Source organism: Bradyrhizobium sp. SZCCHNR2028, assembly GCF_032380995.1.
Classification (GTDB): domain Bacteria; phylum Pseudomonadota; class Alphaproteobacteria; order Rhizobiales; family Xanthobacteraceae; genus Bradyrhizobium.
Genome location: NZ_JAUHJF010000002.1, coordinates 517486 through 539492 on the forward strand (window position 1 = coordinate 517486; position 22007 = coordinate 539492).

Here is a 22007-nt window from a genome sequence, read left to right on the forward strand (position 1 = left end):
CGACGCTCATGGCCAAGGTCACCATTGGGAAGAAGGCGTGCGCGGTCAACCCGCTCAAGATGAGCCAGCCGATCGGCGGCGCGTTCGCCTTCCTCGGCCTGCGCGGGGCGATGCCGCTGCTGCACGGCTCGCAGGGCTGCACCTCGTTCGGGCTGACGCTGTTCGTGCGCCACTTCAAGGAAGCGGTGCCGATGCAGACGACGGCGATGAGCGAGGTCGCCACCGTGCTCGGCGGCTATGAGAACGTGGAGCAGGCGATCCTCAACATCCATAAGAGGCAGAAGCCGGAGATCATCGGCATCTGCTCGACCGGGGTGACCGAGACCAAGGGGGACGACGTCGACGGCTACATCAGGCTGATCCGCGAGAAGCATCCGGAGCTCGCGACCTACCCGCTGGTCTATGTCTCGACGCCCGATTTCAAGGATGCGTTCCAGGATGGCTGGGACAAGACAGTCGCCAAGATGGTCGAGGTGCTGGTCGACAAGCCGACCTCGACGCGGCGCGATCCGGCCCGCGTCAACGTGCTGCCGGGCTGCCATTTGACGCCGGGCGACATCGAGGAGCTCAGGACGATCTTCGAGGATTTCGGCCTGGAGCCGTCGTTCCTGCCGGATATCGGTGGCTCGCTCGACGGTCACATTCCCGACGAGTTCACGCCGACCACGATCGGCGGCATCGGGCTCGAAGAGATCGCGACCATGGGCAGCGCGGCCTGGACGATTGCGATCGGCGCGCAGATGAAGCGCGCGGCGGAGGCGATGCAGGCCAGGACCGGCGTGCCGTACCGGCTGTTCGAGCGGCTCTGCGGGCTGTTGCCGAACGACGAGTTCATGACGTTCCTGAGCGATATCTCGGGGCGTCCGGTGCCGGCAAAATATCGCCGGCAGCGCGGCCAGCTCGCGGATGCCATGCTGGATGCCCATTTCCACATCGGCGGCCGCAAGCTTGCTGTTGGCGCCGAGCCGGATCTGCTGTTCGATGTCGCCAGCATGCTGCATGACATGGGTGCGCAAATTGCCGTGGCCGTCACCACGACCCAGTCGCCGGTGCTCGAACGCATGCCGTGCGAGGAGGTGCTGATCGGCGATCTCGAGGACCTGGAGACGCTCGCCAAGGCGCGCGACTGCGGTCTCATGATGACGCATTCGCATGGCCGCCAGGCTGCGGCGCGTCTCAAAATCCCGTTCTATCGGATCGGCTTCCCGATGTTCGACCGGCTCGGGGCAGGGCATTTGCTGACGGTCGGCTATCGCGGTACCCGCGACCTCGTCTTCGCGCTGGCCAATCTCATCATCGCCGATCGCGAGGACAACCATCAGCCGACGCCTGACACTTGGCTCGATCCGTGGAAGGACGTCCAGCAGGCATCGATCGACTCCGCCGTCGTGGCGCCACTGCATTGACGTTTCAGGAGAAAGGACCGACGACATGAAAGTCGCATTCGCTACCCAGGATCTGAAACGCGTCGACGCCCATTTCGGCTGGGCCAAGAACATCGCGATCTACGATGTCGACACTGCGGGGCATCGCTTCGTCGAGACCGTCGAGTTCGACGGCGATCTCAAGGAGGACGGCAACGAGGACAAGCTGGCGCCGAAGATCGAGGCAATCAAGGATTGCGCGATCCTCTATGTCGCCGCGATCGGCGGCTCCGGCGCCGCGCGTGTCGTCGCCAACAACATCCATCCGATGAAGGTCAATCAGCCCGAGGAGATCAGCGATCTCCTGGGCAAGCTGCAGGCCGTTCTGGCCGGCACGCCGCCGCCCTGGCTGCGCAAGGCGCTCGCCAAGGGCCAGGAACGCGTTCTCGATTTCGAGGAATGAGGAAACTAACATGTCCGATACCGCGGTAGCAGTCGAAACGGTACCCGCCGAGCAGCGACCCTTCGTCAAGGAACTCATCAAGGTCTGGCGCGCCCAGGACACCCACGGCGCCTGGGAGGGCAAGAAGGACATCGACCTGCTCGAGCCCTACATCCTGGACAAGGAGAAGCGGCGGGCGCTGCCGATCATCGGCGATCCCGATCCGGAGACGATCTGGCGGCTCGAACTGTTCTTCAACGCGATCGCGCTGTCGATCGAGAAGGCCACCGGCGTGATGATCTCGCCGATGCTGAAGATGAGCCACGAGGGCTTTGGCCGCATGGTGCTGATCGGCGGCCGGCTGATCGTGGTCAACAAGCAGCTGCGCGACGTGCACCGCTTCGGCTTCGACAATCTCGGCAAGCTGGCCGACGAGGGCGACAAGTTCGTCAACGCCGGCGTTGAGATGATCGAGAAGTTCAAGGACGTCGCAAACTACTAACGGCGAGGATGGAGACAATGAGCGACCTGGACACCCTGAAGGCCGAGATCAAGAAGCTGTCGGCACGTGCCATGGATGCCAAGATGAACCTGCACGACTTGTCGGAGGAGCTGCCCATCAACTGGGACCAGATCCTGCCGACGGCGCAGAAGGCGCATGAAGCCTTTGCCGAGTTGGAGAAGAAGCGGACCGAGCTGAAGAAGCTCGAGACCGCGTAGGCTTACATAGGACCCGTCATCATGTCCAATTCAACCCGTGACGGCCGCGACTGGCGGCCGGACTATCTGGTCGCCATCGACGCCGGAAAGTGTATCGGCTGCGGCCGCTGCTACAAGGTCTGCGGTCGCGAGGTCATGACCTTGAAGGGCATCAACGACGAGGGCGAGTTCGTCGAGCTCGATGACGACGAGGATGACGAGGTCGAGAAGAAGATCATGGTCATGCACGACACCGGCGCCTGCATCGGCTGCGGCGCCTGCGCCCGGGTCTGCCCGACCAACTGCCAGACCCATTCGCCGGCGGCGTGAGATCAGCGAGCGTGCTGTCATGGAGCGGATGGAGGCAAAGTTCACGATCGGCCAGGTGATACGGCACCGCGTCTACGACCTGCGCGGTGTCGTGTTCGACGTCGACCTGTCATTCTCGGAAGAAGAGGGCTGGCGCGCCATCACCATGGACACCAGGCTCGACAAGGAGCAGCCGTTCTACTACCTGCTCGCCGAATGCGGCGACAGCAGCTACATCGCCTATGTGCCGGAGCAGAACTTGGTTGCCGATGCTTCGGGTGAGCCGGTCAAGCATCCCGATATCGGCGAGCTGTTCGACGTCGATGACGAGGGTAGCTATCGCTACCGCGGGCGGCTTTTTCAGTAGCGTATCCACCGCCAGGGCCGTCATTGCGAGGAGCCGCAGGCGACGAAGCAATCCAGAGTTTTCGCGCTGCCCTGGATCGCGTCGCTGCGCTCGCGATGACGGCGATGGATTGGTAGGGTGGGCAAAGGCGCCTGGGCGGTTTTTCCACGCCGATTCAGCCAATGCGCCGTGCCCACCATTTTTCGGCGTGCGGGACGAAGATGGTGGGCACGCCATCGGACGCCGCTGCGCGTCGCCTGCTGGCTTTGCCCACCCTACGAATCAATGCCTACTCGATCCCCTGTTCCCGCGCCTTCCACATCGCGGCGATCCGGAAGCGCTCGTTGATCGCGGCGGGGTTGGCGAGGATTTCGGCCTGGGCCGCAGCGAACGCACCCTCGACGGTCGCGGCCTCGTCCTTGGTCAAAGTGATGCGGCCGGCCATGTGGGTCGCGTCGGGCGCGGCCTCCCAGATCTTGCGTCGGTTCGGATGCAGCTTGACTTCGACCAGCTCGAACGCCTCGAGCTCGCCTTCGAGACAGATTGCCAGCCCAATCACCTCGACCTTGCGGCCGTCCTGCGTGGTCTTGACCAGGGTTCTTGCCATGCTCGTGCTCCCGTCATTCGTCTGTGCACATCACGCCGCCACCGCCGTGTCGTCGAGCTGGCTCCATTCCGCCCAGGACCCGTCGTAGACGGCAACATCCGGACGTCCCAGCCGATAGAGCGCCAGCGCCAGCATGCATGACGTGATGCCCGAGGCGCAGGTGGTGACGATCGGCTTCTCCAGATCGACGCCGGCACTCGCGAATCGGGCTGCGAGCGCGTCGGGCGCCATGAGCACGCCCGTGTCCGGGTCGACCAGATCGGCCCAGGGCAGATTGATCGCGCCGGGGATGTGGCCCTGGCGCTTGAACGTGAACACGTCCGCTTGGGTGCCATCGAACTTGCCGGGCCCACGGGCGTCGACCAGCTGCGCGCCGCCACTCTGCACGGCGGCCGAGGTGGTCACAAGCTCCGGCCTGAAGCTTGCGCTGAAACTCGCCGGCACCGGGCGCACCGGCGTCATCTCGGCCGGCCTCTTCTCCTTGGTCCATTTGCCGAAGCCGCCGTCGAGCAGGGCGACGTTGTCGTGCCCGAACACGCGGAACATCCACCACACGCGGCCCGCGGCGGAGCCGCCATAGTGGCGGTCATAGACGATGACGCGGTCGGTATTGCTGATGCCGAGCAGCCCGACCTTGTGGGCGAAATCCTCCGCTGACGGCAGCATGTGCGGCAGCGGGCTCGACTTGTCGGCGACCTGGTCGATGTCGAAATGCACCGAGCCCGGCAGATGCCGGCCGCGATATTGCGTACGGCCATCGAGATTGGTGCTCGGATGATGCCAGGTGCAGTCGAGGATCTTGGTGGCGGGATCGGTGAGATGTTGCGCCAGCCATTCGGAGCTGACCAGGGCGTCAGAGAAGTCTGTGCTCATGCATTCGCTCGCGATGTCGTTAAACCAACAGGAGGGACCTGGTCCAAGGCGTGACGGCGTCCGCCGTCACAGCGTCTTCGGCATCGGATAGCCCGGGCGTGGATGCGTGTCGTAGTATTCCGGACGCTCTGGCCAGCCGCCTTCGGCGATGATCTTGAAGGTCGCGACCGTAACCGGCGCGCCGGGCGAGCATGACACTTCGGTGAACTTGATCTCGCGCTCGCCTGGGCCGGCGGAGAAATCGGCGACAGTGGTGCCGTCCGCCTTGCGGGCGCGCGCAAAGCCGGGCGTGCCGACGGTGGCCGCCGGCACGGACGTCGCGACGAAGTTCGGCTGCTCGAGGCCATCCACCGCGGGGCCGAAGGCGGGCGAGCCGAACGTGAAGGTCGCGAGCACGCCGCTGCGGTCGACCGGCTTGTCCGCGGTGATCGGACGCGCCACCGAGTAGACCGTCAGCGTGCCGCCGTCCAATGCCGTCTTGATGTCGTCGAGCGAGCTCTCGACGAATTCCAGTGCCACGTTCATGTCGATCTCCTTACAAAGCCGGACTTGCAGGAGAAATTTTCAAGTTCTGTGCCAGTCTCTCGCAGCAGCGAAGAAAGCCAGGCGGACGGGCGGAGTTGCGCGAATCTTGCAACGCGTTCCGCAGGCGAGCCGACCGCCGCTCCCGCTGCGCTGAAGCGGCCGTGTCGGAGATGCGCCAGACATCGATGAGGCCCGACATGACGACCGACGTCGCTTACGCCATCTGCAGCTTCAACGACATCCCGAGCCGCCGCGCCATGGGCTTTCAGCTTATGATCGTAGCCGAGGACGGAACGCAACGTCCGTGGCCGATCTTCGTGATCCGCTGGGGCAAGCAGGTGTTCGGATATCTGAACATGTGCCCGCACGACAAGGTCAATCTCGACTGGGAGCGAAATCAGTTCCTGGACGGCAACGGCCTGCGCATCCTGTGCGGCAAGCACGGCTCGCTGTTCGAGATCGGCACCGGGCTCTGCGTCGACGGCCCGTGCAAGGGCGAGAGCCTGACGCCGGTGGCGTTGAGCGTCCTCGATGGCGACATCTGCGTGACCGGCGTGACCTTGGTCGAGGATGAAGAGGATGAGGACGAGACCGGCCTGCAATGCGAGGAAGGCTGAGGCTGCGATCCCGGCGAAGTCCCGACGGCAACTGCCGGGACTTCATCTTGCATATGAAGAAAAGGACGATGTCAGACAGGCCGGTTCTCGTTGCGGTTCTTGACCGGCTCCATCCTGGCCAGTGCATCCGCGTAAGGCACGAGATCGTAATTCTCACTGAAGTCCTTGGCGGTGTCGAGCACGTAGTCGAGCTTGCCTGCGGTATCGAGCTTCTTGATATCATTCTTGTCGATCGACAGCAGGTCCAGCATCTCCTTCCACACCGTGGATTCGTCGCAAGGCAGGACATAGAACGTCACGTCGCCCATCTTGATGCGATACTTCGCCAGGAGGTCGATGTTGTTGCAGAACATGAAGTACTTGCCGTTCGGCTGCAGCTGGCTCTTGAGCACCTCGACCGCCGTCTCGAGATAGGCCAGCGAGTGGATGTAGCCGACCAGCACCGGAATGGTCGCCTCGCCGTCGTTGACGATCGTCAGCACCTGCTCGATCGAGAAGTCCGGCGGCCGCTTCTCGTCGGCGACCTGGGTCTGGAATTTCAGCGCGATGTCGCCGCGGAAGCCGAACCGTCCCGGCTTGGTGGTCGGCGCCTTGAGGACGGCGTTGAGCAGCCGTCCTTCCTTGTCGAGCTGCGCGAGCGCGGTGGTCTCGATCGCAACCGTCTTCTCCAATGTCGTCATCAGCAATCCCCTCGCATGTCCTGGTGAGCCGTCTCGCCGCACGGCGCGGTCGAAAAAGGCTGGAATGCAAATTGTCTGCCGATGTGTGCTGCGTCTTGATTTACTTGGTCTTTCGCCCGCGACCTCAGAGCATTGTCGGGTTTCCGCCGCGACATCCTTTCGGCACGTCCGAGGCCGGCGCAAATCATCCGTGTCGGAAACCCGACATGCGTCGGAAACGCCACAGCGACTTTGCGAAAAGCCGTGTCGTTTCAGTTAATTGCTGCATGGCATGAGACTTGCCATTCCTGTTCGCAACAGCCGAATGGGAAAGGCAAGACGATGATGATCAACCTGACCGACAGCGCCATCAATGCGGTTCGCAACGCGATCACGACCTCCGACAAGCCGGTCGACGGCCTCAGGATCATGGTCGAAGCCGGCGGCTGCGCCGGGCTCAAATACAATATGGGCCTCGTCAGCGGCAGCGAGCCGGAGGACACCGTGATCGAGCGCGAGGGCGTGCGCGTGCTGGTCGATCACAAGAGCCTCGAATATCTCGAAGGCACGACGATCGATTTCGTCATCGCGCTGGAAGGCTCCGGCTTCACCTTCGAGAATCCGAATGCCAAGTCAAGCTGTGGCTGCGGCAAGTCGTTCGCTTGATTCTTCGCTCGATCATTCAACACGCGAGAAGTGAAACCATGCTGGTCGAATCCCAGGGCATCGTCGAAGCGCCGTCGCAGATGAGCGAGCGCGAGCGGATCATCCGGGCCGTGATCGAGGAGGTCCGTCCGAACCTCAAGCGCGACGGCGGCGATTGCGAGCTCGTCGAGATTGATGGCAACAAGATCATGGTCAAGCTCGCCGGCGCTTGCATCTTCTGCAAGCTCGCCAGCGCGACGCTCGAGGGCATCCAGGCGCGCATGATCGAAAAGCTCGGCGAGTTCGTTCGCCTCGTTCCGGTGGCCGGCGCAGCCAAGGCGCGGCATTAAGGAGCGGCCTTGCGTCCGGTCTATCTCGACAACAACGCCACGACACGAGCCGATCCCGCAGTCGTCGCGGCGATGTTGCCGTTCTTCTCGGACCAGTTCGGCAATGCCTCGTCCTCGCATGCGTTCGGCAGCGAGGTCGCCGGCGCCGTCCGCCAGGCGCGCAAGAGCCTGCAGGCGCTGCTCGGCGCCACGTTCGATCACGAGATCGTCTTCACCTCGGGCGGCACGGAATCCGACAGCACGGCCATCCTGTCGGCGCTGGAGACGCAGGATGGCCGTGATGAGATCGTCACGACGGCGGTGGAGCATCCCGCAATCCTGTCGCTGGTCGAGTATCTCAGGGATAAGCGCGGCCTCACGGTGCATCTGATCGGCGTCGATGCGGCCGGTTGCCTCGATCTCGAGGCCTACAAGCGCGCGCTCGGGCCCCGCACTGCGATCGCCTCGGTGATGTGGGCCAACAACGAGACCGGCACGCTGTTCCCGATTCCGGAGCTGGCGAAGCTCGCACATGACGCCGGTGCGCTGTTTCATACCGATGCCGTTCAGGCTGTCGGCAAGGTCGCGATCGATTTGAAAGCTGCCGGCGTCGACATGCTGTCGTTGTCGGGCCACAAGCTGCACGGCCCCAAGGGTATCGGTGCGCTGTATGTCAGAAAGGGCACGCCGTTCGCGCCGCTGCTGCGCGGCGGCCCGCAGGAGCGCCGCCGCCGCGGCGGCACCGAGAACGTGCCTGCGATCATCGGTCTCGGCAAGGCGGCCGACCTCGCCGGACAACATCTCGCTGACGAGCAGGGCCGGGTGCGCGCGCTGCGCGACCGGCTGGAGCAGGGCATCATCCAGGGCGTCGGCCATTGCGCCGTGCTGGGCGATATCGAGCACCGACTGCCCAACACGTTGAACATCGCCTTCCAGCATCTCGAAGGTGAGCCGATCGTGATGCGCCTGAATCAGGCGGGCATCGCGGCTTCGCTCGGCTCGGCCTGCGCGTCCGGCTCGATGGAGCCGTCGCATGTGCTGCGCGCGATGAACGTGCCGTCGGATCTGCTTCGCGGCGCCGTCCGCTTCTCGCTATCGCGCGACACCACCGGCGACGACATCACGCGCGTGCTGCAGGTCCTGCCCGACATCGTCGCCAGGCTGCGTGAGACCTCGCCGGCCTGGCTGCAGCATCATCCTTCACAATCGGCGGACCCCCTTCGATCCACGGAGCTCACGTAATGAAAGTCATGATCCGCCGCTCGCCGGAAACGGGCCTGTCGATCTACGTCCCCAAGAAGGACCTCGAGGAACCCATCGTCGAGTCCGAGCACGAGTCCTTGTGGGGTGGCTGGATTCGCATCGCCAATGGCTGGGTGCTCGAACTGCCGCAGATGGCCGCCGACACGCGGCTGCCGATCACGATCAATGCGCGCAAGCGCGGTGGCGAAGGGGACGAGTGATGAATGCGCCGCTTCCTCATATCGACATCGTCAGACAGGCTGATGCCGAAGCCCTGCTCAAGGACGTCGTGGCCCGGCTGAAGGCCGGCAAGGTCGTTCCGTATCTCGGTCCCGGCGTCTCGGAGCAATCCGGCGCGGCGGTGCCGATGAATCCTGAAGCGCTGGCCGCGTTCTTCGGCACCAAGGTGGCGCTGCCGCGCCGCGCCAAGGGCAATGCGTGGGCTTCCGCGCAGCACATCGAGAGCACGCGCCACCGCTCGACGGTGACGGCGCTGATGGCTGAAGCCTTTGCCGCGCCCGTCGCGCCGACACCGCTGCAGCAGTATCTGGCGTCGCTGCCGCTGCCGATGGTCGTCGACAGCTGGTATGACGGCGCGATGCGGACGGCGCTCGCCGGGCGCGGCGATTGGGGCGAGGTGCAGGGCATCACGCGGGCCGGAATCGGCGAGGACCGCTGGTATCGCTTCTACGACGCTGCGGGCGCCGAGAGCGATCGCGAGAAGGCCGGAAGCTGGACCACGCTGCTCTACAAGCCGCATGGCGGGACCACGCCAGCCAAGAACTTCCTGATCACCGACGCCGACTATGTCGAGGTCCTGACCGACATCGACATCCAGACGCCGATACCCGATACGGTCAAGGACCGGCGCACCGACCGAAGCTTCCTGTTCATCGGCTGCCGCTTCAACGACCAGCTGCTGCGCACCTATGGCCGTCAGGTGATCAAGCGCTCCGGCGCCGAGCATTACGTCCTGGTCGAGCCTGACTCATTGTCGAAGAACGAGTTGAAGTTCTTCATCGCCGAGCGGCTGACGCCGATCGCGATTCCGCTGGCCCGCGCGACCGAGATCATCATCGGCGGCTGAGCGAAACCACGACACCGGAAATCGAACAGCGCGGCCGCAAGCTGCGCTGTTTTGTCGTTCGTTCCTGTGTCCCAATTCGAGTCTGTAACGTTTCTAACAACGCCCGAAACGAGAGCCTTTCGCATGTTGGCAAGGCGACAGGCGCGAGGATCTGGCTAAGGCGTTGATAGTCTGACGAAATGATCTTGTCCGCGGCGTGGCACGCGAGTTGCTGAACTCTAGCCCAAGGCGGTTTGCGGCTCGCCAGCAACGTAAGGAGCGGACATGGACGCGTCAGTGCAGCACGAACAGGCGACGATACCGGACGGCGACAAGCTGAGCTCGGTGATGCAGACCATCGCGGAACACAAGGGCTGCGGCACCTCGGGCGGCAGCGGCAAGGCGAGCTGCGGCTCGGGCGCCGGCGAGAACGACCTGCCGCCGGAGATCTGGGAGAAGGTGAAGAACCATCCCTGCTACAGCGAGGAGGCGCATCATCACTACGCGCGCATGCATGTCGCCGTCGCGCCCGCCTGCAACATCCAGTGCAACTACTGCAACCGAAAATATGACTGCGCCAACGAGTCGCGTCCGGGCGTGGTCAGCGAGAAGCTGTCGCCGGAACAGGCCGCCAAGAAAGTGCTCGCTGTCGCCTCGACCATTCCGCAGATGACCGTGCTGGGCATTGCCGGTCCGGGCGATCCGCTCGCCAATCCGGAGAAGACGTTCAAGACCTTCGAGCTGATCGCCCGGACTGCGCCCGACATCAAGCTCTGTCTCTCGACCAACGGCCTCGCACTGCCCGACCATGTCGACACCATCGCCGGCTTCAACGTCGACCACGTCACGATCACCATCAACATGGTCGACCCTGAAGTCGGCGCCAAGATCTATCCCTGGGTGTTCTGGAAGCACAAGCGCTACACCGGCGTCGAAGCCGCCAAGCTGCTCACCGACAGGCAGCTGCAGGGCCTGGAGATGCTGACCGAGCGCGGCATCCTCTGCAAGGTCAACTCGGTGATGATCCCCGGCGTCAACGACAAGCACCTCGTCGAGGTCAACAAGGCGGTGAAGTCGCGTGGCGCCTTCCTGCACAACATCATGCCGCTGATCTCCTCGCCGGAGCACGGCACCGTGTTCGGCCTGACCGGCCAGCGCGGACCGACCGCGCAGGAGCTGAAGGCGCTGCAGGACGAGTGCGAAGGCGAGATGAACATGATGCGGCATTGCCGCCAGTGCCGCGCCGACGCCGTGGGCCTGCTCGGCGAGGACCGCTCCGCCGAATTCACCACCGACAAGATCATGGCGATGGATGTGAACTACGACATCGACAGCCGCAAGGCCTATCAGGAGGCGGTCGAGCAGGAGCGTGTCGCCAAGGTCGTGGCGAAGCAGGAGGAGCTCGCCTCGCTCGCCGGCCAGTCCAGCGACATCAAGCTGCTGATCGCGGTTGCGACCAAGGGCTCGGGCCTGATCAACGAGCATTTCGGACACGCCAAGGAGTTCCAAGTCTACGAGCTTTCCACGGCCGGAGCCAAGTTCGTCGGTCACCGCCGCGTCGACCTGTACTGCCAGGGCGGCTATGGCGACGAGGACAGCCTGGAGACCGTCATCCGCGCCATCAACGACTGCCATGCGGTGTTCGTGGCCAAGATCGGCGGCTGCCCGAAGAGCGACCTGCAGGCCGCGGGCATCGAGCCGGTCGATCAGTTCGCCCATGAGTTCATCGAGAAGTCCGCGATCGCCTGGTTCAAGAGCTACCTCGACAAGGTGAACAGTGGCGAGATCCAGCACGTCGTGCGCGGTGACGCCGAAATTCGCCAGGGCGCCCTGATCTCGGCAGCGTGACATCAGACCCCGGCGGCGCCGTCGCGTCGCCGGGCCCCTTCGACAGGAGCCTTTGATGACCTTGAAGATCATTGCCTCGCAGTGCACGAGCTGCTCGGCCTGTGAACCCGAATGTCCGAACGTGGCGATCTCGGAGAAGAACGGCACCTTCGTGATCGATCCGAAGAAGTGCACGGAATGCATCGGCCATTTCGACGAGCCGCAATGCGCGGCGGTCTGCCCGGTCGACAACACCTGCGTGATCGACAATTCGTTCCCGCGCTATCAGCCGCCGGCTTGAGGGAGACCGAGATGAACTTCACGCTCACGCCAGCCGCGCAGAAGTTCATGCGCATGATGCTGCGGGCTGACGGCACTGCGGGCTCTGGTTTCCGTCTCGCGGTGTCGCCCGGCGGTTGCTCGGGACTTGCCGCCGATATCACCGTCCTCGCGACGCCGCAGCCCGGCGATGCGGTGGTTGAACGCGATGGCGTCAGGCTGTTCCTGCCGGCGGAGAGCCGTTTGCTGCTCGACGGCGTCACCATCGACTTCGCGGATACGGCGACGCAGACCGGCCTCGTGTTTCATGATCCGAAGCAGGTCTCGTGCTCGACCCATGCCTTGAAGGCGCTGGAGCACTAGGACAGCTCGCCATGCCCACCGACGCCCGGCCCAGCTCTCAGACCGCCATCGAGGACGCGCTGCTTGCCGACGCGCTGCTCGGCGGCGGCCTACCGGAGGAGGCCGAGTATCATCTGTGGCAGGCGGGCCAGAGCTATCATCTCGACGATGTCGCGGAGACGCATCTGAAAAAGGCGGAAGCGCTGGCGCCTGGGCATGCGGCGGTCCTGATCGGCTTCTATCGGTTCTATTTCTACAAGGGACGGCTCGCTGACGCGTTGCGCATCGCCAAGCGGTGCCTCGCCAAGGCGGCCGTTGAGAACCGCTTGCCGCCGCATTGGCGCGACGTTCGCGCCGGTCATGCCGAGTTCGGCAGCTATGACAACATGCTGCCGCGTTTCTTCATGTTCACCTTGAAGGGATACGCCTATTTGCAGATGCGCCTCGGCAATCTCGTCGAGGGACGGCTCGCGGTGCAAAAGCTGCTCGAGCTCGATCCCAGCGACAAGATCGGCGCACGCGTCCTGCTCGAGGTGGTCGACCGGGTGGAGCTCGACGATGAATGACGACATCGACGAGGCCATCGACTGGCAGGGCAACGAGATCAGTTGTGCGGGCTGCGAACACGCGCAGCTCAACGCATCGGGTGGCTGTCGCCTTCGGCACGCCTGCGTGCACGACCGCTACGCCCGCCGCATCGACCGCTTCTTCAACTGGAATCCGGCGCTCGCCAACGGCTACGTCAAGCATCCGCACTTCGAGGTGCGTGCGATCGCGGCGAAGCATGCCAGTCCGTTCTTTCTGCCGCCGCTGCTCGATGATCCCGAGGAGACGGTGCGCTGGAATGCCGCGCGGCGGCTGCCGAAGCGGCTGGTGCTGCGGCTGCGCCATGATCCGCATCGCGAGGTCCGCATCCGGATCGCGACGGTGCTCGATCCGGAAGATCTGATGCCGATGATGATGGACGACGACTATTACGTCCGTCTCGTCGTGGCGCGCCGCATCGTGCCGTCCGTGCTGGGCCGCATGATGGGGGACCCGGAGGCCGAGGTCCGCCGCGTCGTCGCGCGGCGCATCCCGAGCGACTGGCTGCTTGGCATGATCAGCGACCCAGATCCGCGGGTGCGGCTCGAGATCGCCGAGCGCCTCGCGCCGGATCTCCTCACCGCGATGCGCAAGGACGCCGATTGGCGGGTGCGTCACGAGGTGGCGAGCCGGATCGCGCTCAGTGAGCTCGCGGAGCTGGTGCGCGACGAGGACCCGCTGGTGCAGGAGATGGCGCGCGGCCGGCTCGCGAGCCGCTTCGGAGCTGCGATGGAGAAACCGGCATGAGCAACATCGTTCGTGACAGCGAGGTCGTGGAGTTGTCGGCGCCGCCGTATTTCACGTTTGGCGAGAAGGTCAAGGCGAAGCGCACGATCCGCAACGACGGCACCTATGCAGGCAAGGAGATCGGCGAGGTCCTCGCGAAGAAGGGCGAGATCGGCTACGTCGTGTCGATCGGGACCTTCCTGCAGCAGTTCTACATCTACGGCGTCGAGTTTCTCGAAAGCGGGAATCGCGTCGGCATGAAACGCAAGGAGCTCGAGTCCACCGTTCCCCGCGGGGAGGCCGAGGACGAGCTGCCGCTGCCGGGAGCATACAAGTCATGATCGAGCCGCGCCTGCCGAAATATCAATGGGGTCAGCGCGTGAAGGCGCTGATCGATCTCGTCAACGACGGTTCGTTCCCGAATGCGCCGGCCGAGGCCAAGCTCGTCGGCGTTGGCGACTTGGGCGAGATCGTCCAGGTCGGCACCCATACGGAAGCGAATATGCCGATCTATCTCGTCGAGTTCGGCGAGCAGCTCGTCGTAGGCTGTCTCGAAGAGGAGATCGTCCCGGTTTGAGGGGCGATGATCAGCCATGGCCGCAACCGCGCTCCAGCCCAGCCTCGTCCTGCCTGCGCATCCCAACGAGCTGGATCGCAAGCGGATCGCGCGCGCGCTGAAGTCGCGCAAGCGCTACCGCTACGTCGAGCCGACGGTGTTGCCGGCGAACGAGGGCTATCACGTCCAGAGTCCGTGCTGCTCGCGCAACATCGACAAGGACGGCGGGGTGATCGACGTCGCGCTGCTGCGTCACGATCCAGCGAATGCGATGTGGAAGCTGTTCTGGAGAGATCACGCTCACGAGACATGGGAGCTGCACAGTGTGCACAGGCGGCTGACCTCGGCGGTCGACGAGCTGAACGCCGACCCTGAACGGATATTCTGGCAGTAGCAAAGAGGACGGGTGGCATGGCGCTTGCCGAGCAGGAACTGAATGAGATCGAGCAGGTCCTCACTGGACCCGATGCCGGCAGCGCGGCGTTCGGCGAATTGCGCCGTCGGTTTCCCAAGCTGGCGCTGACGCGATGCGATGCCTCCGATGTTACCGAGGCGCCGTTCCGCAGCTATCCGGCGTTCGATCTGCATCTGCTCGACGCCAGCGAACATTGCGCTGGGGTGACCGACGATCCGGCGAAGGCCACCGGCCTGATCCTCGCCAAGCGGAGCTGATCATGATCAATCCCGTTCTGGTGCACGATGCCGATCGACAGGAGCAGGACGAGGCCGAACTTACGCCGGTCGGCTCCGGCTTCATTCCGCTGTCCGATCCCGACATCACGACGGCGGAGATCGCGGCCGTCGAGGCGACTTTGCGGTCGCCGCGGCTGTCCTGCGGTCCGCTCGTCGAGGAATTCGAAGCGGCATTCGCGGCCTATCTCGGCCGCAAATATGCCATCGCGGTGCCGAGCGGGACGCTGGGCCTGGTGCTCGTCCTCAAGGCTATGGGGATCGGCCCCGGCGACGAGGTGATCGCGTCGTCCTATTCGTTCCGCGAGGTCGCGCACGCGATCAGTATCGTCGGCGCTAAGCCGGTCTTCGTCGATATCGACTACTATTCGGGCACGCTGGCGCCAAGCAAGATCGGGGCGCGCCTCACTGAGAAGACCAAGGCAATCCTGGCCGGCAACACCAACGGGCATCCGGCCAAATGGTCGGAGCTGCAGGCGATCGCCAAGGCGCACAATCTGCCCCTGATCGAGGATTCGACCGAGGCGATCGGCTCGAAATATCAGGGCGCGCTGGTCGGCACCTTCGGCGTCGCGTCGGTGTTCGACTTCTCGCAGCCTTTTGCATTGACCTGCGGTGAGGGCGGCATGGTCGTCACGGATGACGTCGACATTGCGGTCGCCGTACGCCGCCACCGCTTGCACCGGCTGGACGAGCGCGGTTCGGTCGTGGTCAGCAGCAGCCCGTCCCACCAGGCTGTCATGAGCGACGTGACGGCGGCGCTGGGCCTCGCACAGCTGAGGCGAGTCGACGAGATCCTCGAACGCCGCAAGCTGATCGAGCAGATCTATTATAGCCAAGTGCAATCGTTCGAGGGAATCAAGGATCCCTATGTCGGGCCTGATGTCACCGACGTGAACTGGTTCCTGTATCAGGTGCATCTGGGCACGCGGTTCTCGAAGTCGAGCCGCGATTCGATCGTCGAGGATCTCAGGGTCGAACAGGTCGAGGCGATCGCTTATTCCAATCCGCTGCATCTGCAACGACACTATTTCAACATGGGCTATCGGCGGGGCGACTATCTCGTGACCGAGAAGGTCGCCGATCGCGTCGTAGCCCTGCCGTTCCACGTCCACCTGACCACGGACCAGATCGCCTTCATCGTCGCGACCATGAAGGACGCATCGGTCAATGTCGGAGCGGGCGCGGCGATCTACTGACGAGTTCTGATCTCAAACTGGAAGAGGAGAATCCAAGTGGCGACATTGACGGTAATGCCATCAGGCAAGACGATCGAGGTGGGCGAGGGCACCACCATTCTCGCGGCGCTGCTCGGCGCCGAGGTCGACATCCAGCACAAATGCGAGGGCCAGGCGAAGTGCGGCTCCTGTCACATCTTTCTGCAGGAGGGACGCAAGGGCGTGTCGAAGGTCTCCAAGCTGGAGAACGAGAAGCTCGACACCATCGTCGGCGTCGGCTCGAAATCCCGGCTCGCGTGCCAGGCGACCATCCTGGGCACCGAGAACGTCAAGATCGAGTTGCTCGGCTTTGGCTCGGGTCTGTAACAGGAGGATCAGATGGACAATGTGACGCTCCATGTCCGCTTTGCCAATGACGGCACGGTGGCTGAAATCAGCGAGCGGCCGGTCGGCCTGACGCCGCAGCAATGGTTCGACAAGTTGAGTGAGGCGATCGGAATGAAGGCCTATCAGACCTTCGCCGGCGGTCGCGGCGTATTCAAGGTGGCCCGAGACCAGATCGAGGCCCTGAAGACCGCAGCCGTCTCGTGACGGCAGCGTTGCCGACCTTCGACGCGCGCGGCAGCATGAGCACCGATGCGGGACGGGAGTGTCGATTCTTCGTCTCGTACACGGGCGTCAAGCTGCCGCTGCGGCTGGTCACCGCGATTGCGCCGGAGCAGCTTTCGAACCGCAACACGTTCATCCGCGGCTATTTCGATGCCGCGGGCGTGCTGACCGGATTCGAGAAGATCGTCTATGGCGAGATCGAGCTTACGCACAGCTACAGCTACCATGCCAGCGGGGCGTTGAGCCGGGCCGAGATCGTGATGCTCGACGAGGATCCGGTGACGCTGAATTTTGACGAGACCGGCGCGCCCATCGCCGGTCAGGATGCGTCAGTGAAGGAGGCCTCGTGACTGTCGCCAAGCTGATCGAGGCTCTTGCCAGCATGCCGAAGGACGCTATCGTGTTGATGGACAGCGGCGGCGGATTGTCGCGCGTCGATACGCTGGAGCTTGTGGACGAGCAGGGACCTGGCGCCCCGGCTGAGGTCATCCTGCAGCCGAGCTCGGACGAGTAGAGACAGGAACGGCCGGATGGCGGATGCTGGGACTTCAGAGACTGGAACTCCGGGTGCAGGGCCGGTCGCGACCCCCTATGAGCGGATCGGCGGTGCCGTCGTGGTCGACCGTCTCGTCGAATCCTTCTACCATCGAATGGATACTTTGCCCGATGCCAAGGGCATCCGCGCCATGCACGGCAGCAATCTCGGGCCTATCAAGCAGATCCTGAAGCGCTATCTCTCCGAATGGCTTGGCGGCCCCAAGCTGTACTCGCCGGAGAAAGGCCATCCGCGGCTGCGCCAGCGTCACATGGGCTTTGCCATCGGCAATGCCGAGCGCGACGCCTGGCTGCTGTGCATGCGCGGCGCGCTCGAGGAGACGGTGACCGACGTCCAGGCGCGGCACGACGTCGACGCCGCCATGACGAAGCTCGCCGACTGGATGCGCAACCAGGCCGGCAACCCGCACGATGCTCGCGCGGCGCGGCCATAGGCCTGCGGTTGCGTCATTGCGAGGAGCTAAGGCGACGAAGCAATCCAGAATCGTCGTGTTGCGCTAGATTGCTTCGCTGCGCTCGCAATGACGGAGACTGCGCGGCGCGTAGGGTGGGCAAAGCGAAGCGTGCCCACCGCGACTCCATCAGCCGATGACAGCCGATGGAATGGTAGGCACAGCGAGCTTCGGGCAAGCCTAGCAATTGCCGCCGGTGGCGCCTTTGCCCACCCTACGGCTCTGGAACGGCCGAGCTAATATAATGGCACGCCGAAGAAGTTCTCGTCGTCGCCGCCCCAGGCGCGGTGTAGCGCCAGGGCGTTCTGCCATTGCATCATCTCGGCCTCGCTGGCATTGCGATGCGTGATCCTGCCGTCCGGCACCTCGGCGAGCAGAAAAGGCTTGCCGTTGCGGATGAAGCGGTTGAGATCCTTGGTGTCGTTGGGGCGCACGACGCAACGTGGCCGCTCGTCGATGAGGATGGTGGTCGGCAGCATCGCGGCGCTCTCACTCCATCGGATTGTCAATCAGCCGGCGGCCCCATGTCGTCGTCGGCTTTCTTCTTCTTTTTCTTGTCGGTCTTGGCGAGCGCGTAGGCGCCGGCGTTCTTCAGCGTGATCGGCGGCTGCCCGACGACATATTGCGAGATCCACGCCAGGGTCCGGTCATGTGCCAGCGCAGTTGCGGATTCATCATAAGTCTCGCCGTCACCGTCGAACGCATGCGCGGCATTCGGATAGGAGAACGCGCTGACCTCGGGATGATAGGCGCGGAACATGGTCACCTCCGCGAACGGCACGACGATGTCGGCCTCGCCGAAATGGAGCAGCGTCGGAATCTTGCGCTTGGCGCCGGCCGCGTTGACGACACCCGTCGCGTAGTAACTCACCGCGCAGGCCACACCGGAGACGCGGTTGGCCGCGTCGTAGGCGAGACCGCCCCCGGCGCCGAAGCCGACCACCGCCACCTTGCCGCATTCCTTGACGCTGTCGACCGTTGACTGGATCTCGGCGAGCAGCGGCGCTGCCGGGTCCGGCACGGTCTTGGCCGGCTCGCCCTCCGTTGCCGCGTCGATCGCCGCAGGAGGCGACAGCTCCGGCGCAATCACGACATATCCGCTGGCCGCAAAGGCATCGGCGACCTTGCGCAGCTTGCCGGCAGCGCCGGTGCCATCCGGCAGGACGACGATCGCCCCCTTCGGCGCATCGGCTGGATCGGCACGAAACGCCTGAAAGGTATGGCCGTCGCTGGCGGTCAGCTTGATCGTGCTCTCCGTAGGCATGTGATGCTCCTGCTCCTGTTGGCGCGGCTCGCGCGCGTTACAACAAACCCAGCTCCAGCGCGGTCTCTTCGGACATGCGCGACTTGTCCCATGGCGGCTCGAACACGAGCGCGACTTTCACCGACGCGACGCCGTCGACGGCCTGTACGGCGTCCTCCACCATGCGGACGATCTCGCTCGCGACCGGGCAGCCAGGCGCCGTCAGGGTCATGTCGATCTCGACGACGCCGCCGCCCTCGTGCGCGATTCGATAGACCAGGCCGAGATCGTAGACGTTCACCGGAATTTCCGGGTCGTAGACCGTCCGCAACGCGGCAATCACGCTCTCGGCGGCATTCCGGGAGCCGCTCGCTACGGCGTTCTGTGCCGGGGAAGGAGAGGGCGGGGCGTGCATCGTCATCATGCGTTGGTTCCTCTCATGATCCTGGTTCGCACCGGGGGATGGTCGTTGGAATTCGTGTCATGTTCGCTCTGCTCATGCTTGGCGTCGCCTCAATCCGAACCGAGCCCCTCGGCCAGCGCGGCGACGACCGGCCATCCGACGGCGCCGGCGGGATCGAGTCGCCGCAGCGCCGCGAGCATTTCGGCAGCCCCCTCGGAATCAGTCTTGCGCAGATGAATGAAGGCGAGTGCCTTCAGTGTGTAGAGCGCGAAGCGGCCGGCGCCATCCGGCAGCGGATCATGCGGCGTCCAGTGCCGCCAATCACGTGGCCAGCCGGCTTGGCGCGCCGCTTCCGCAAGGCCCAGCTCGGCGACCGCCTCTGCCTCGTCGAGATGGCCTTGATAGGTGTGAATCTTGTACAGACAGAAGTAGGTCGGCAGCTGCTGCGGAGCGGTCGCCAGCGCCTGGCGAAACAGCCGGTCCGCCTGCGCGTGGTCGCGGCGGTACGCCGCCACGCCCTGTTGCAGCAGCGCATCGATCTCCTGCGGCAGATCGCCGAAGTTGATCGTGTCGGGTTCGCTGACGAGTTCGAGCATCTGCATTGACCTCGATCAAATCACTGCAAGACGCGGACCGTTTTCGAGCGGGTGCAGCGGCGCCAGAGTCGGTACAAGGCGGGTGGAAGAACGGGCCGATGTTGGATTTTGAACGCGGCCTCTTCGCTGCCCCGTGGCTGATGTAGCAAAGACGACGCAACGCGGGCGGTTTGGCCTGGGCAAGTCGTCAGATGCCGACGAGCCGGCGATTGCCGCCCGCAAATGACTGGTTCGGAGCTTGCATGAGGCCTTCATCAATCCAGCGGGAGTGGCAGCGATGGCGATGGCAGCAACGGATATCGAGCGTCTGATCAAGGAGGCGTTCCCGGATGCCGTCGTCCTGATCGAGGATCTGGCAGGCGATGGCGACCATTATTCGGCGCGCGTCACCTCACAGGCTTTCGTTGGAAAGAGCCGGGTGCAACAGCATCAGATGGTCTATTCGGCTCTCAAGGGCCAGATGGGCGGCGTGCTGCATGCGCTGGCGCTCGAGACGTCATTGCCGAAGTGATCGTTGCGATCCGGCTGATCGGTCGCATTCAGGGAAAGGATCCAGTCTATGTCGACATCCGAACGCATTCAGAAGCTGATCGACAGCAATGATGTCGTGCTGTTCATGAAGGGCGTGCCGGCCGCGCCGCAATGCGGCTTCTCCGCCGCGGTGGCGCAGATCCTGGCCAAGCTGGACGTGGCTTACGAGAGCGTCAACGTGCTCGCCGATCCCTTCATTCGCGAGGGCATCAAGGAGTTCTCCAGCTGGCCGACCATTCCGCAGCTTTATGTGAAGGGCGAATTCGTCGGCGGCTGCGACATCGTGCGCGAGATGTTCCAGGCCGGCGAGCTCGCGACGCTGCTCGCCGACAAGGGTATCAAGGCGCCTGCGTCATGAGCGATTCTGATGTTGCCGAGGCGGATGATTCATTCGAGATTCCGCAGCTCTACAAATACCACGCCTTCGTCTGCCTGACGCAGCGTCCGCCCGGACATCCGCGCGGCAGCTGCGGCGCGCTCGGCGTACAGCCGCTGTGGGATCGGCTGACCAAGACCATCGAGGCGCAGCGGCTGACGGACATCGGCGTCACCGCGGCCGGCTGCTTCGGCTTCTGCAGCGCGGGACCGATGATGGTGGTCTATCCAGACGGCGTCTGGTATCGGCCGACCAGGCCCGAGGATATCGACGAGATCGTCGAATCCCACTTCAAGCAGGGCAAGCGCGTCGATCGCCTGGTCATGGTGTTGAAGCGCTGAGCTTGCAGAACGGAGCCGCTCAACGCGGCTCCGGACAAGGTGTCGACCCCTCCGGACGCGTGCAGCCCTGGACATCGTCCAGATCGTCGCCCTGCCGGAGCAGCGAGATCACGGGTTCACGATCGAAGCCGGCGCAGCACCGGCCGCCGGCTTCGATCAATGGCCGACGGATCAGCAGCGGATCCTCGAGCATCAGGTCGATCGCTGCGACGGCTTCGATTGTCTCTGGCTCGATCGCTCCCGATTTCACGCGCGGCGAGGCTGGATTGAACCAGCTCCAGACGGGCGTCCCGGCGAAATACGCCCGCAGCCGCTCGCCGGTCCAGGGCTCGGTCAAGAGATTCCTGGCGACGACATCGTGGCCGGCGCGTGCCAGCATCAGCTTCTGCCGGGCGTTGGTGCCGCAGCCCGGCTTCTCATAGAAGACGACGGTCGTCACGTCAGGCGCCGCCGAGCTGGACCAGCTGCGCGCCGCCGGCGCGGCCGAGAATGGTGTCGACCTTCTTGCGCACCGACTCGATCGTGAGCGGCTTGACCACGGCGCCATGCGCGCCGGCCTTGAGACCTTCGATCGCGATCGCCTCGTCGGCCTTGGCGGTCACGATCAGAATCCGCACGCCTTTGAACTTCGCCAGGATCTCGCGGACGAGCTCGGGGCCGCGTTGCTTCAAGAAGGAAACCCCGAGCAGCACCACGTTCGGTGCCAGCCAATCGACACCCTTCTCATACGCCTCCTCTGGCGTCGCCAATTCATGTGTCTCGATTTCATCGTGCAACATGAACTGCAGGGCCGCGCGCGTGATCTCGTCGTCATCGATCACGAACACGCGCCGCTGGTCCACCGCCTTGGCCGTTTCCACTCCGATCTGCATTGCATCCTCCTCAACGTTGTCAGCGTCTGTGCCGCAGGGCTGCGGAGGGGATCTAGCAAATCTCGTTCCGGGTCCTGCACGGCTGAAGCGGCGCAGCCGTTGTGTCGTTTCAGACAGGGCTGC

The 22007-nt window shown here is 64.1% G+C and carries 40 protein-coding genes; 30 read left to right on the forward strand and 10 right to left on the reverse strand.

The window, feature by feature from the left end; translation table 11 throughout:
- The first annotated feature begins 8 nt into the window (after nucleotides 1–8).
- The 6 genes from nifN to hspQ are packed head-to-tail and all read left to right on the forward strand — an operon-like array spanning nucleotide 9 to nucleotide 3181.
- Nucleotides 9–1406, forward strand: a complete 1398-nt coding sequence (gene nifN, locus QX121_RS05540; protein ID WP_315811382.1) for a nitrogenase iron-molybdenum cofactor biosynthesis protein NifN — start codon at nucleotides 9–11, stop codon at nucleotides 1404–1406.
- A 25-nt stretch (nucleotides 1407–1431) separates the two neighbouring features.
- Nucleotides 1432–1827 carry a nitrogen fixation protein NifX gene (nifX, locus tag QX121_RS05545; RefSeq protein WP_315756230.1) on the forward strand — a complete coding sequence of 132 codons (396 nt, stop codon included), beginning with the start codon at nucleotides 1432–1434 and terminating at the stop codon, nucleotides 1825–1827.
- A gap of 10 nt (nucleotides 1828–1837) precedes the next feature.
- The gene (locus tag QX121_RS05550; RefSeq protein ID WP_315756229.1) at nucleotides 1838–2308 is read left to right on the forward strand and encodes a NifX-associated nitrogen fixation protein; all 471 of its coding nucleotides are present in this window, start codon (nucleotides 1838–1840) and stop codon (nucleotides 2306–2308) included.
- 17 nt (nucleotides 2309–2325) lie between these two features.
- Complete coding sequence (locus QX121_RS05555) at nucleotides 2326–2526, forward strand: CCE_0567 family metalloprotein (protein WP_315811383.1); 201 nt, start codon at nucleotides 2326–2328, stop codon at nucleotides 2524–2526.
- Nucleotides 2527–2547: 21 nt separating this feature from the next.
- Complete coding sequence (gene fdxB, locus QX121_RS05560) at nucleotides 2548–2835, forward strand: ferredoxin III, nif-specific (RefSeq protein ID WP_015665404.1); 288 nt, start codon at nucleotides 2548–2550, stop codon at nucleotides 2833–2835.
- A gap of 19 nt (nucleotides 2836–2854) precedes the next feature.
- On the forward strand, nucleotides 2855–3181 hold the full coding sequence (gene hspQ, locus QX121_RS05565) for a heat shock protein HspQ (RefSeq protein ID WP_315811384.1): 327 nt from the start codon (nucleotides 2855–2857) through the stop codon (nucleotides 3179–3181).
- A gap of 268 nt (nucleotides 3182–3449) precedes the next feature.
- Here the strand turns inward: hspQ and QX121_RS05570 are convergent, their stop codons facing one another.
- The 3 genes from QX121_RS05570 to QX121_RS05580 all read right to left on the reverse strand — a co-directional run bounded on the left by QX121_RS05570 (nucleotide 3450) and on the right by QX121_RS05580 (nucleotide 5165).
- Nucleotides 3450–3767 carry a hypothetical protein gene (locus QX121_RS05570; protein WP_315740957.1) on the reverse strand — a complete coding sequence of 106 codons (318 nt, stop codon included), beginning with the start codon at nucleotides 3765–3767 and terminating at the stop codon, nucleotides 3450–3452.
- Nucleotides 3768–3797: 30 nt separating this feature from the next.
- On the reverse strand, nucleotides 3798–4640 hold the full coding sequence (locus tag QX121_RS05575; protein WP_315811385.1) for a sulfurtransferase: 843 nt from the start codon (nucleotides 4638–4640) through the stop codon (nucleotides 3798–3800).
- A gap of 66 nt (nucleotides 4641–4706) precedes the next feature.
- The gene (locus tag QX121_RS05580) at nucleotides 4707–5165 is read right to left on the reverse strand and encodes a hypothetical protein (RefSeq protein WP_315811386.1); all 459 of its coding nucleotides are present in this window, start codon (nucleotides 5163–5165) and stop codon (nucleotides 4707–4709) included.
- Between the two features lie 197 nt (nucleotides 5166–5362).
- Here QX121_RS05580 and QX121_RS05585 point away from each other — a divergent pair, with 197 nt between their 5' ends.
- Nucleotides 5363–5782, forward strand: coding sequence for a Rieske (2Fe-2S) protein (locus tag QX121_RS05585; protein ID WP_315756225.1), 420 nt, complete (start codon nucleotides 5363–5365; stop codon nucleotides 5780–5782).
- Nucleotides 5783–5853: 71 nt separating this feature from the next.
- Here QX121_RS05585 and QX121_RS05590 read toward each other — a convergent pair whose 3' ends face one another.
- Nucleotides 5854–6462, reverse strand: coding sequence for a hypothetical protein (locus QX121_RS05590; protein WP_315811387.1), 609 nt, complete (start codon nucleotides 6460–6462; stop codon nucleotides 5854–5856).
- Nucleotides 6463–6786: 324 nt separating this feature from the next.
- On the opposite strand from QX121_RS05590, the gene QX121_RS05595 reads away from it, so the two are divergent.
- The 20 genes from QX121_RS05595 (at nucleotide 6787) to QX121_RS05690 (ending at nucleotide 17504) form a co-directional block, all read left to right on the forward strand.
- Complete coding sequence (locus tag QX121_RS05595; RefSeq protein ID WP_257170758.1) at nucleotides 6787–7107, forward strand: HesB/IscA family protein; 321 nt, start codon at nucleotides 6787–6789, stop codon at nucleotides 7105–7107.
- A 38-nt stretch (nucleotides 7108–7145) separates the two neighbouring features.
- Nucleotides 7146–7436, forward strand: coding sequence for a NifU family protein (locus QX121_RS05600; protein WP_315713137.1), 291 nt, complete (start codon nucleotides 7146–7148; stop codon nucleotides 7434–7436).
- 9 nt (nucleotides 7437–7445) lie between these two features.
- A complete protein-coding gene (nifS, locus tag QX121_RS05605; RefSeq protein ID WP_315811388.1) occupies nucleotides 7446–8657 on the forward strand; it encodes a cysteine desulfurase NifS in 1212 nt (403 codons plus the stop codon).
- Nucleotides 8657–8878 (forward strand): putative nitrogen fixation protein NifT, encoded by a 222-nt coding sequence (gene nifT / locus QX121_RS05610; RefSeq protein ID WP_315713133.1) that lies wholly within the window; start codon nucleotides 8657–8659, stop codon nucleotides 8876–8878. The genes nifS and nifT overlap by 1 nt, the downstream gene beginning before the upstream one ends.
- Nucleotides 8878–9744: an SIR2 family protein gene (locus QX121_RS05615; protein WP_315740964.1), complete on the forward strand. Its 867-nt coding sequence runs from the start codon at nucleotides 8878–8880 to the stop codon at nucleotides 9742–9744. The genes nifT and QX121_RS05615 overlap by 1 nt, the downstream gene beginning before the upstream one ends.
- A 264-nt stretch (nucleotides 9745–10008) precedes the next feature.
- Nucleotides 10009–11571, forward strand: coding sequence for a nitrogenase cofactor biosynthesis protein NifB (nifB, locus tag QX121_RS05620; RefSeq protein WP_315811389.1), 1563 nt, complete (start codon nucleotides 10009–10011; stop codon nucleotides 11569–11571).
- Nucleotides 11572–11626: 55 nt separating this feature from the next.
- Nucleotides 11627–11851, forward strand: coding sequence for a YfhL family 4Fe-4S dicluster ferredoxin (locus tag QX121_RS05625; RefSeq protein WP_006609676.1), 225 nt, complete (start codon nucleotides 11627–11629; stop codon nucleotides 11849–11851).
- Between the two features lie 11 nt (nucleotides 11852–11862).
- Nucleotides 11863–12192 carry an iron-sulfur cluster assembly accessory protein gene (locus tag QX121_RS05630; protein ID WP_315740966.1) on the forward strand — a complete coding sequence of 110 codons (330 nt, stop codon included), beginning with the start codon at nucleotides 11863–11865 and terminating at the stop codon, nucleotides 12190–12192.
- Between the two features lie 11 nt (nucleotides 12193–12203).
- On the forward strand, nucleotides 12204–12737 hold the full coding sequence (locus tag QX121_RS05635) for a hypothetical protein (RefSeq protein WP_315740967.1): 534 nt from the start codon (nucleotides 12204–12206) through the stop codon (nucleotides 12735–12737).
- Nucleotides 12730–13503 (forward strand): 4Fe4S-binding leucine-rich repeat protein, encoded by a 774-nt coding sequence (locus QX121_RS05640; RefSeq protein WP_315740968.1) that lies wholly within the window; start codon nucleotides 12730–12732, stop codon nucleotides 13501–13503. Before QX121_RS05635 ends, QX121_RS05640 begins: the two co-directional genes overlap by 8 nt.
- Nucleotides 13500–13823 carry a nitrogen fixation protein NifZ gene (locus tag QX121_RS05645; protein WP_315740969.1) on the forward strand — a complete coding sequence of 108 codons (324 nt, stop codon included), beginning with the start codon at nucleotides 13500–13502 and terminating at the stop codon, nucleotides 13821–13823. Before QX121_RS05640 ends, QX121_RS05645 begins: the two co-directional genes overlap by 4 nt.
- Nucleotides 13820–14059, forward strand: coding sequence for a nitrogen fixation protein NifZ (locus QX121_RS05650; protein WP_315740970.1), 240 nt, complete (start codon nucleotides 13820–13822; stop codon nucleotides 14057–14059). Before QX121_RS05645 ends, QX121_RS05650 begins: the two co-directional genes overlap by 4 nt.
- 16 nt (nucleotides 14060–14075) lie before the next feature.
- On the forward strand, nucleotides 14076–14432 hold the full coding sequence (locus QX121_RS05655) for a DUF3024 domain-containing protein (protein ID WP_315811390.1): 357 nt from the start codon (nucleotides 14076–14078) through the stop codon (nucleotides 14430–14432).
- Nucleotides 14433–14449: 17 nt separating this feature from the next.
- Nucleotides 14450–14710, forward strand: a complete 261-nt coding sequence (locus tag QX121_RS05660) for a hypothetical protein (RefSeq protein ID WP_315811391.1) — start codon at nucleotides 14450–14452, stop codon at nucleotides 14708–14710.
- Between the two features lie 2 nt (nucleotides 14711–14712).
- Nucleotides 14713–15927 carry a DegT/DnrJ/EryC1/StrS family aminotransferase gene (locus QX121_RS05665; protein WP_315811392.1) on the forward strand — a complete coding sequence of 405 codons (1215 nt, stop codon included), beginning with the start codon at nucleotides 14713–14715 and terminating at the stop codon, nucleotides 15925–15927.
- A gap of 36 nt (nucleotides 15928–15963) precedes the next feature.
- The gene (locus tag QX121_RS05670; RefSeq protein WP_315740974.1) at nucleotides 15964–16272 is read left to right on the forward strand and encodes a 2Fe-2S iron-sulfur cluster-binding protein; all 309 of its coding nucleotides are present in this window, start codon (nucleotides 15964–15966) and stop codon (nucleotides 16270–16272) included.
- A gap of 12 nt (nucleotides 16273–16284) precedes the next feature.
- Nucleotides 16285–16497: a hypothetical protein gene (locus QX121_RS05675; protein WP_284423618.1), complete on the forward strand. Its 213-nt coding sequence runs from the start codon at nucleotides 16285–16287 to the stop codon at nucleotides 16495–16497.
- 35 nt (nucleotides 16498–16532) lie between these two features.
- Nucleotides 16533–16865 (forward strand): DUF6156 family protein, encoded by a 333-nt coding sequence (locus QX121_RS05680; protein WP_315811422.1) that lies wholly within the window; start codon nucleotides 16533–16535, stop codon nucleotides 16863–16865.
- Complete coding sequence (locus QX121_RS05685) at nucleotides 16862–17029, forward strand: hypothetical protein (RefSeq protein ID WP_315811393.1); 168 nt, start codon at nucleotides 16862–16864, stop codon at nucleotides 17027–17029. The genes QX121_RS05680 and QX121_RS05685 overlap by 4 nt, the downstream gene beginning before the upstream one ends.
- 16 nt (nucleotides 17030–17045) lie before the next feature.
- Nucleotides 17046–17504 carry a group II truncated hemoglobin gene (locus QX121_RS05690; protein ID WP_315811394.1) on the forward strand — a complete coding sequence of 153 codons (459 nt, stop codon included), beginning with the start codon at nucleotides 17046–17048 and terminating at the stop codon, nucleotides 17502–17504.
- A gap of 254 nt (nucleotides 17505–17758) precedes the next feature.
- Here the strand turns inward: QX121_RS05690 and QX121_RS05695 are convergent, their stop codons facing one another.
- The 4 genes from QX121_RS05695 to QX121_RS05710 form a co-directional block, all read right to left on the reverse strand.
- A complete protein-coding gene (locus QX121_RS05695) occupies nucleotides 17759–18001 on the reverse strand; it encodes a hypothetical protein (protein WP_315740978.1) in 243 nt (80 codons plus the stop codon).
- Nucleotides 18002–18027: 26 nt separating this feature from the next.
- On the reverse strand, nucleotides 18028–18786 hold the full coding sequence (locus tag QX121_RS05700) for a dienelactone hydrolase family protein (RefSeq protein ID WP_315771540.1): 759 nt from the start codon (nucleotides 18784–18786) through the stop codon (nucleotides 18028–18030).
- Nucleotides 18787–18823: 37 nt separating this feature from the next.
- Nucleotides 18824–19186, reverse strand: coding sequence for an iron-sulfur cluster assembly protein (locus QX121_RS05705; RefSeq protein WP_315811423.1), 363 nt, complete (start codon nucleotides 19184–19186; stop codon nucleotides 18824–18826).
- 92 nt (nucleotides 19187–19278) lie between these two features.
- Complete coding sequence (locus QX121_RS05710; protein WP_315740980.1) at nucleotides 19279–19770, reverse strand: hypothetical protein; 492 nt, start codon at nucleotides 19768–19770, stop codon at nucleotides 19279–19281.
- A gap of 271 nt (nucleotides 19771–20041) precedes the next feature.
- Between QX121_RS05710 and QX121_RS05715 the strand changes: the two genes are divergently transcribed.
- The 3 genes from QX121_RS05715 to QX121_RS05725 are packed head-to-tail and all read left to right on the forward strand — an operon-like array spanning nucleotide 20042 to nucleotide 21012.
- Nucleotides 20042–20275 (forward strand): BolA family transcriptional regulator, encoded by a 234-nt coding sequence (locus QX121_RS05715; protein ID WP_315740981.1) that lies wholly within the window; start codon nucleotides 20042–20044, stop codon nucleotides 20273–20275.
- A 48-nt stretch (nucleotides 20276–20323) separates the two neighbouring features.
- On the forward strand, nucleotides 20324–20653 hold the full coding sequence (grxD, locus tag QX121_RS05720) for a Grx4 family monothiol glutaredoxin (protein WP_315785929.1): 330 nt from the start codon (nucleotides 20324–20326) through the stop codon (nucleotides 20651–20653).
- Nucleotides 20650–21012, forward strand: coding sequence for a (2Fe-2S) ferredoxin domain-containing protein (locus QX121_RS05725; RefSeq protein ID WP_315785926.1), 363 nt, complete (start codon nucleotides 20650–20652; stop codon nucleotides 21010–21012). Before grxD ends, QX121_RS05725 begins: the two co-directional genes overlap by 4 nt.
- Before the next feature lie 19 nt (nucleotides 21013–21031).
- Here the strand turns inward: QX121_RS05725 and QX121_RS05730 are convergent, their stop codons facing one another.
- Together QX121_RS05730 and QX121_RS05735 are read right to left on the reverse strand one after the other, a co-directional pair.
- Entirely contained in the window at nucleotides 21032–21559 is a 528-nt protein-coding gene (locus QX121_RS05730; protein WP_409998851.1) for an ArsC/Spx/MgsR family protein, read from the reverse strand.
- On the reverse strand, nucleotides 21453–21884 hold the full coding sequence (locus tag QX121_RS05735; protein WP_315741025.1) for a response regulator transcription factor: 432 nt from the start codon (nucleotides 21882–21884) through the stop codon (nucleotides 21453–21455). Before QX121_RS05735 ends, QX121_RS05730 begins: the two co-directional genes overlap by 107 nt.
- Nucleotides 21885–22007: the final 123 nt, after the last annotated feature.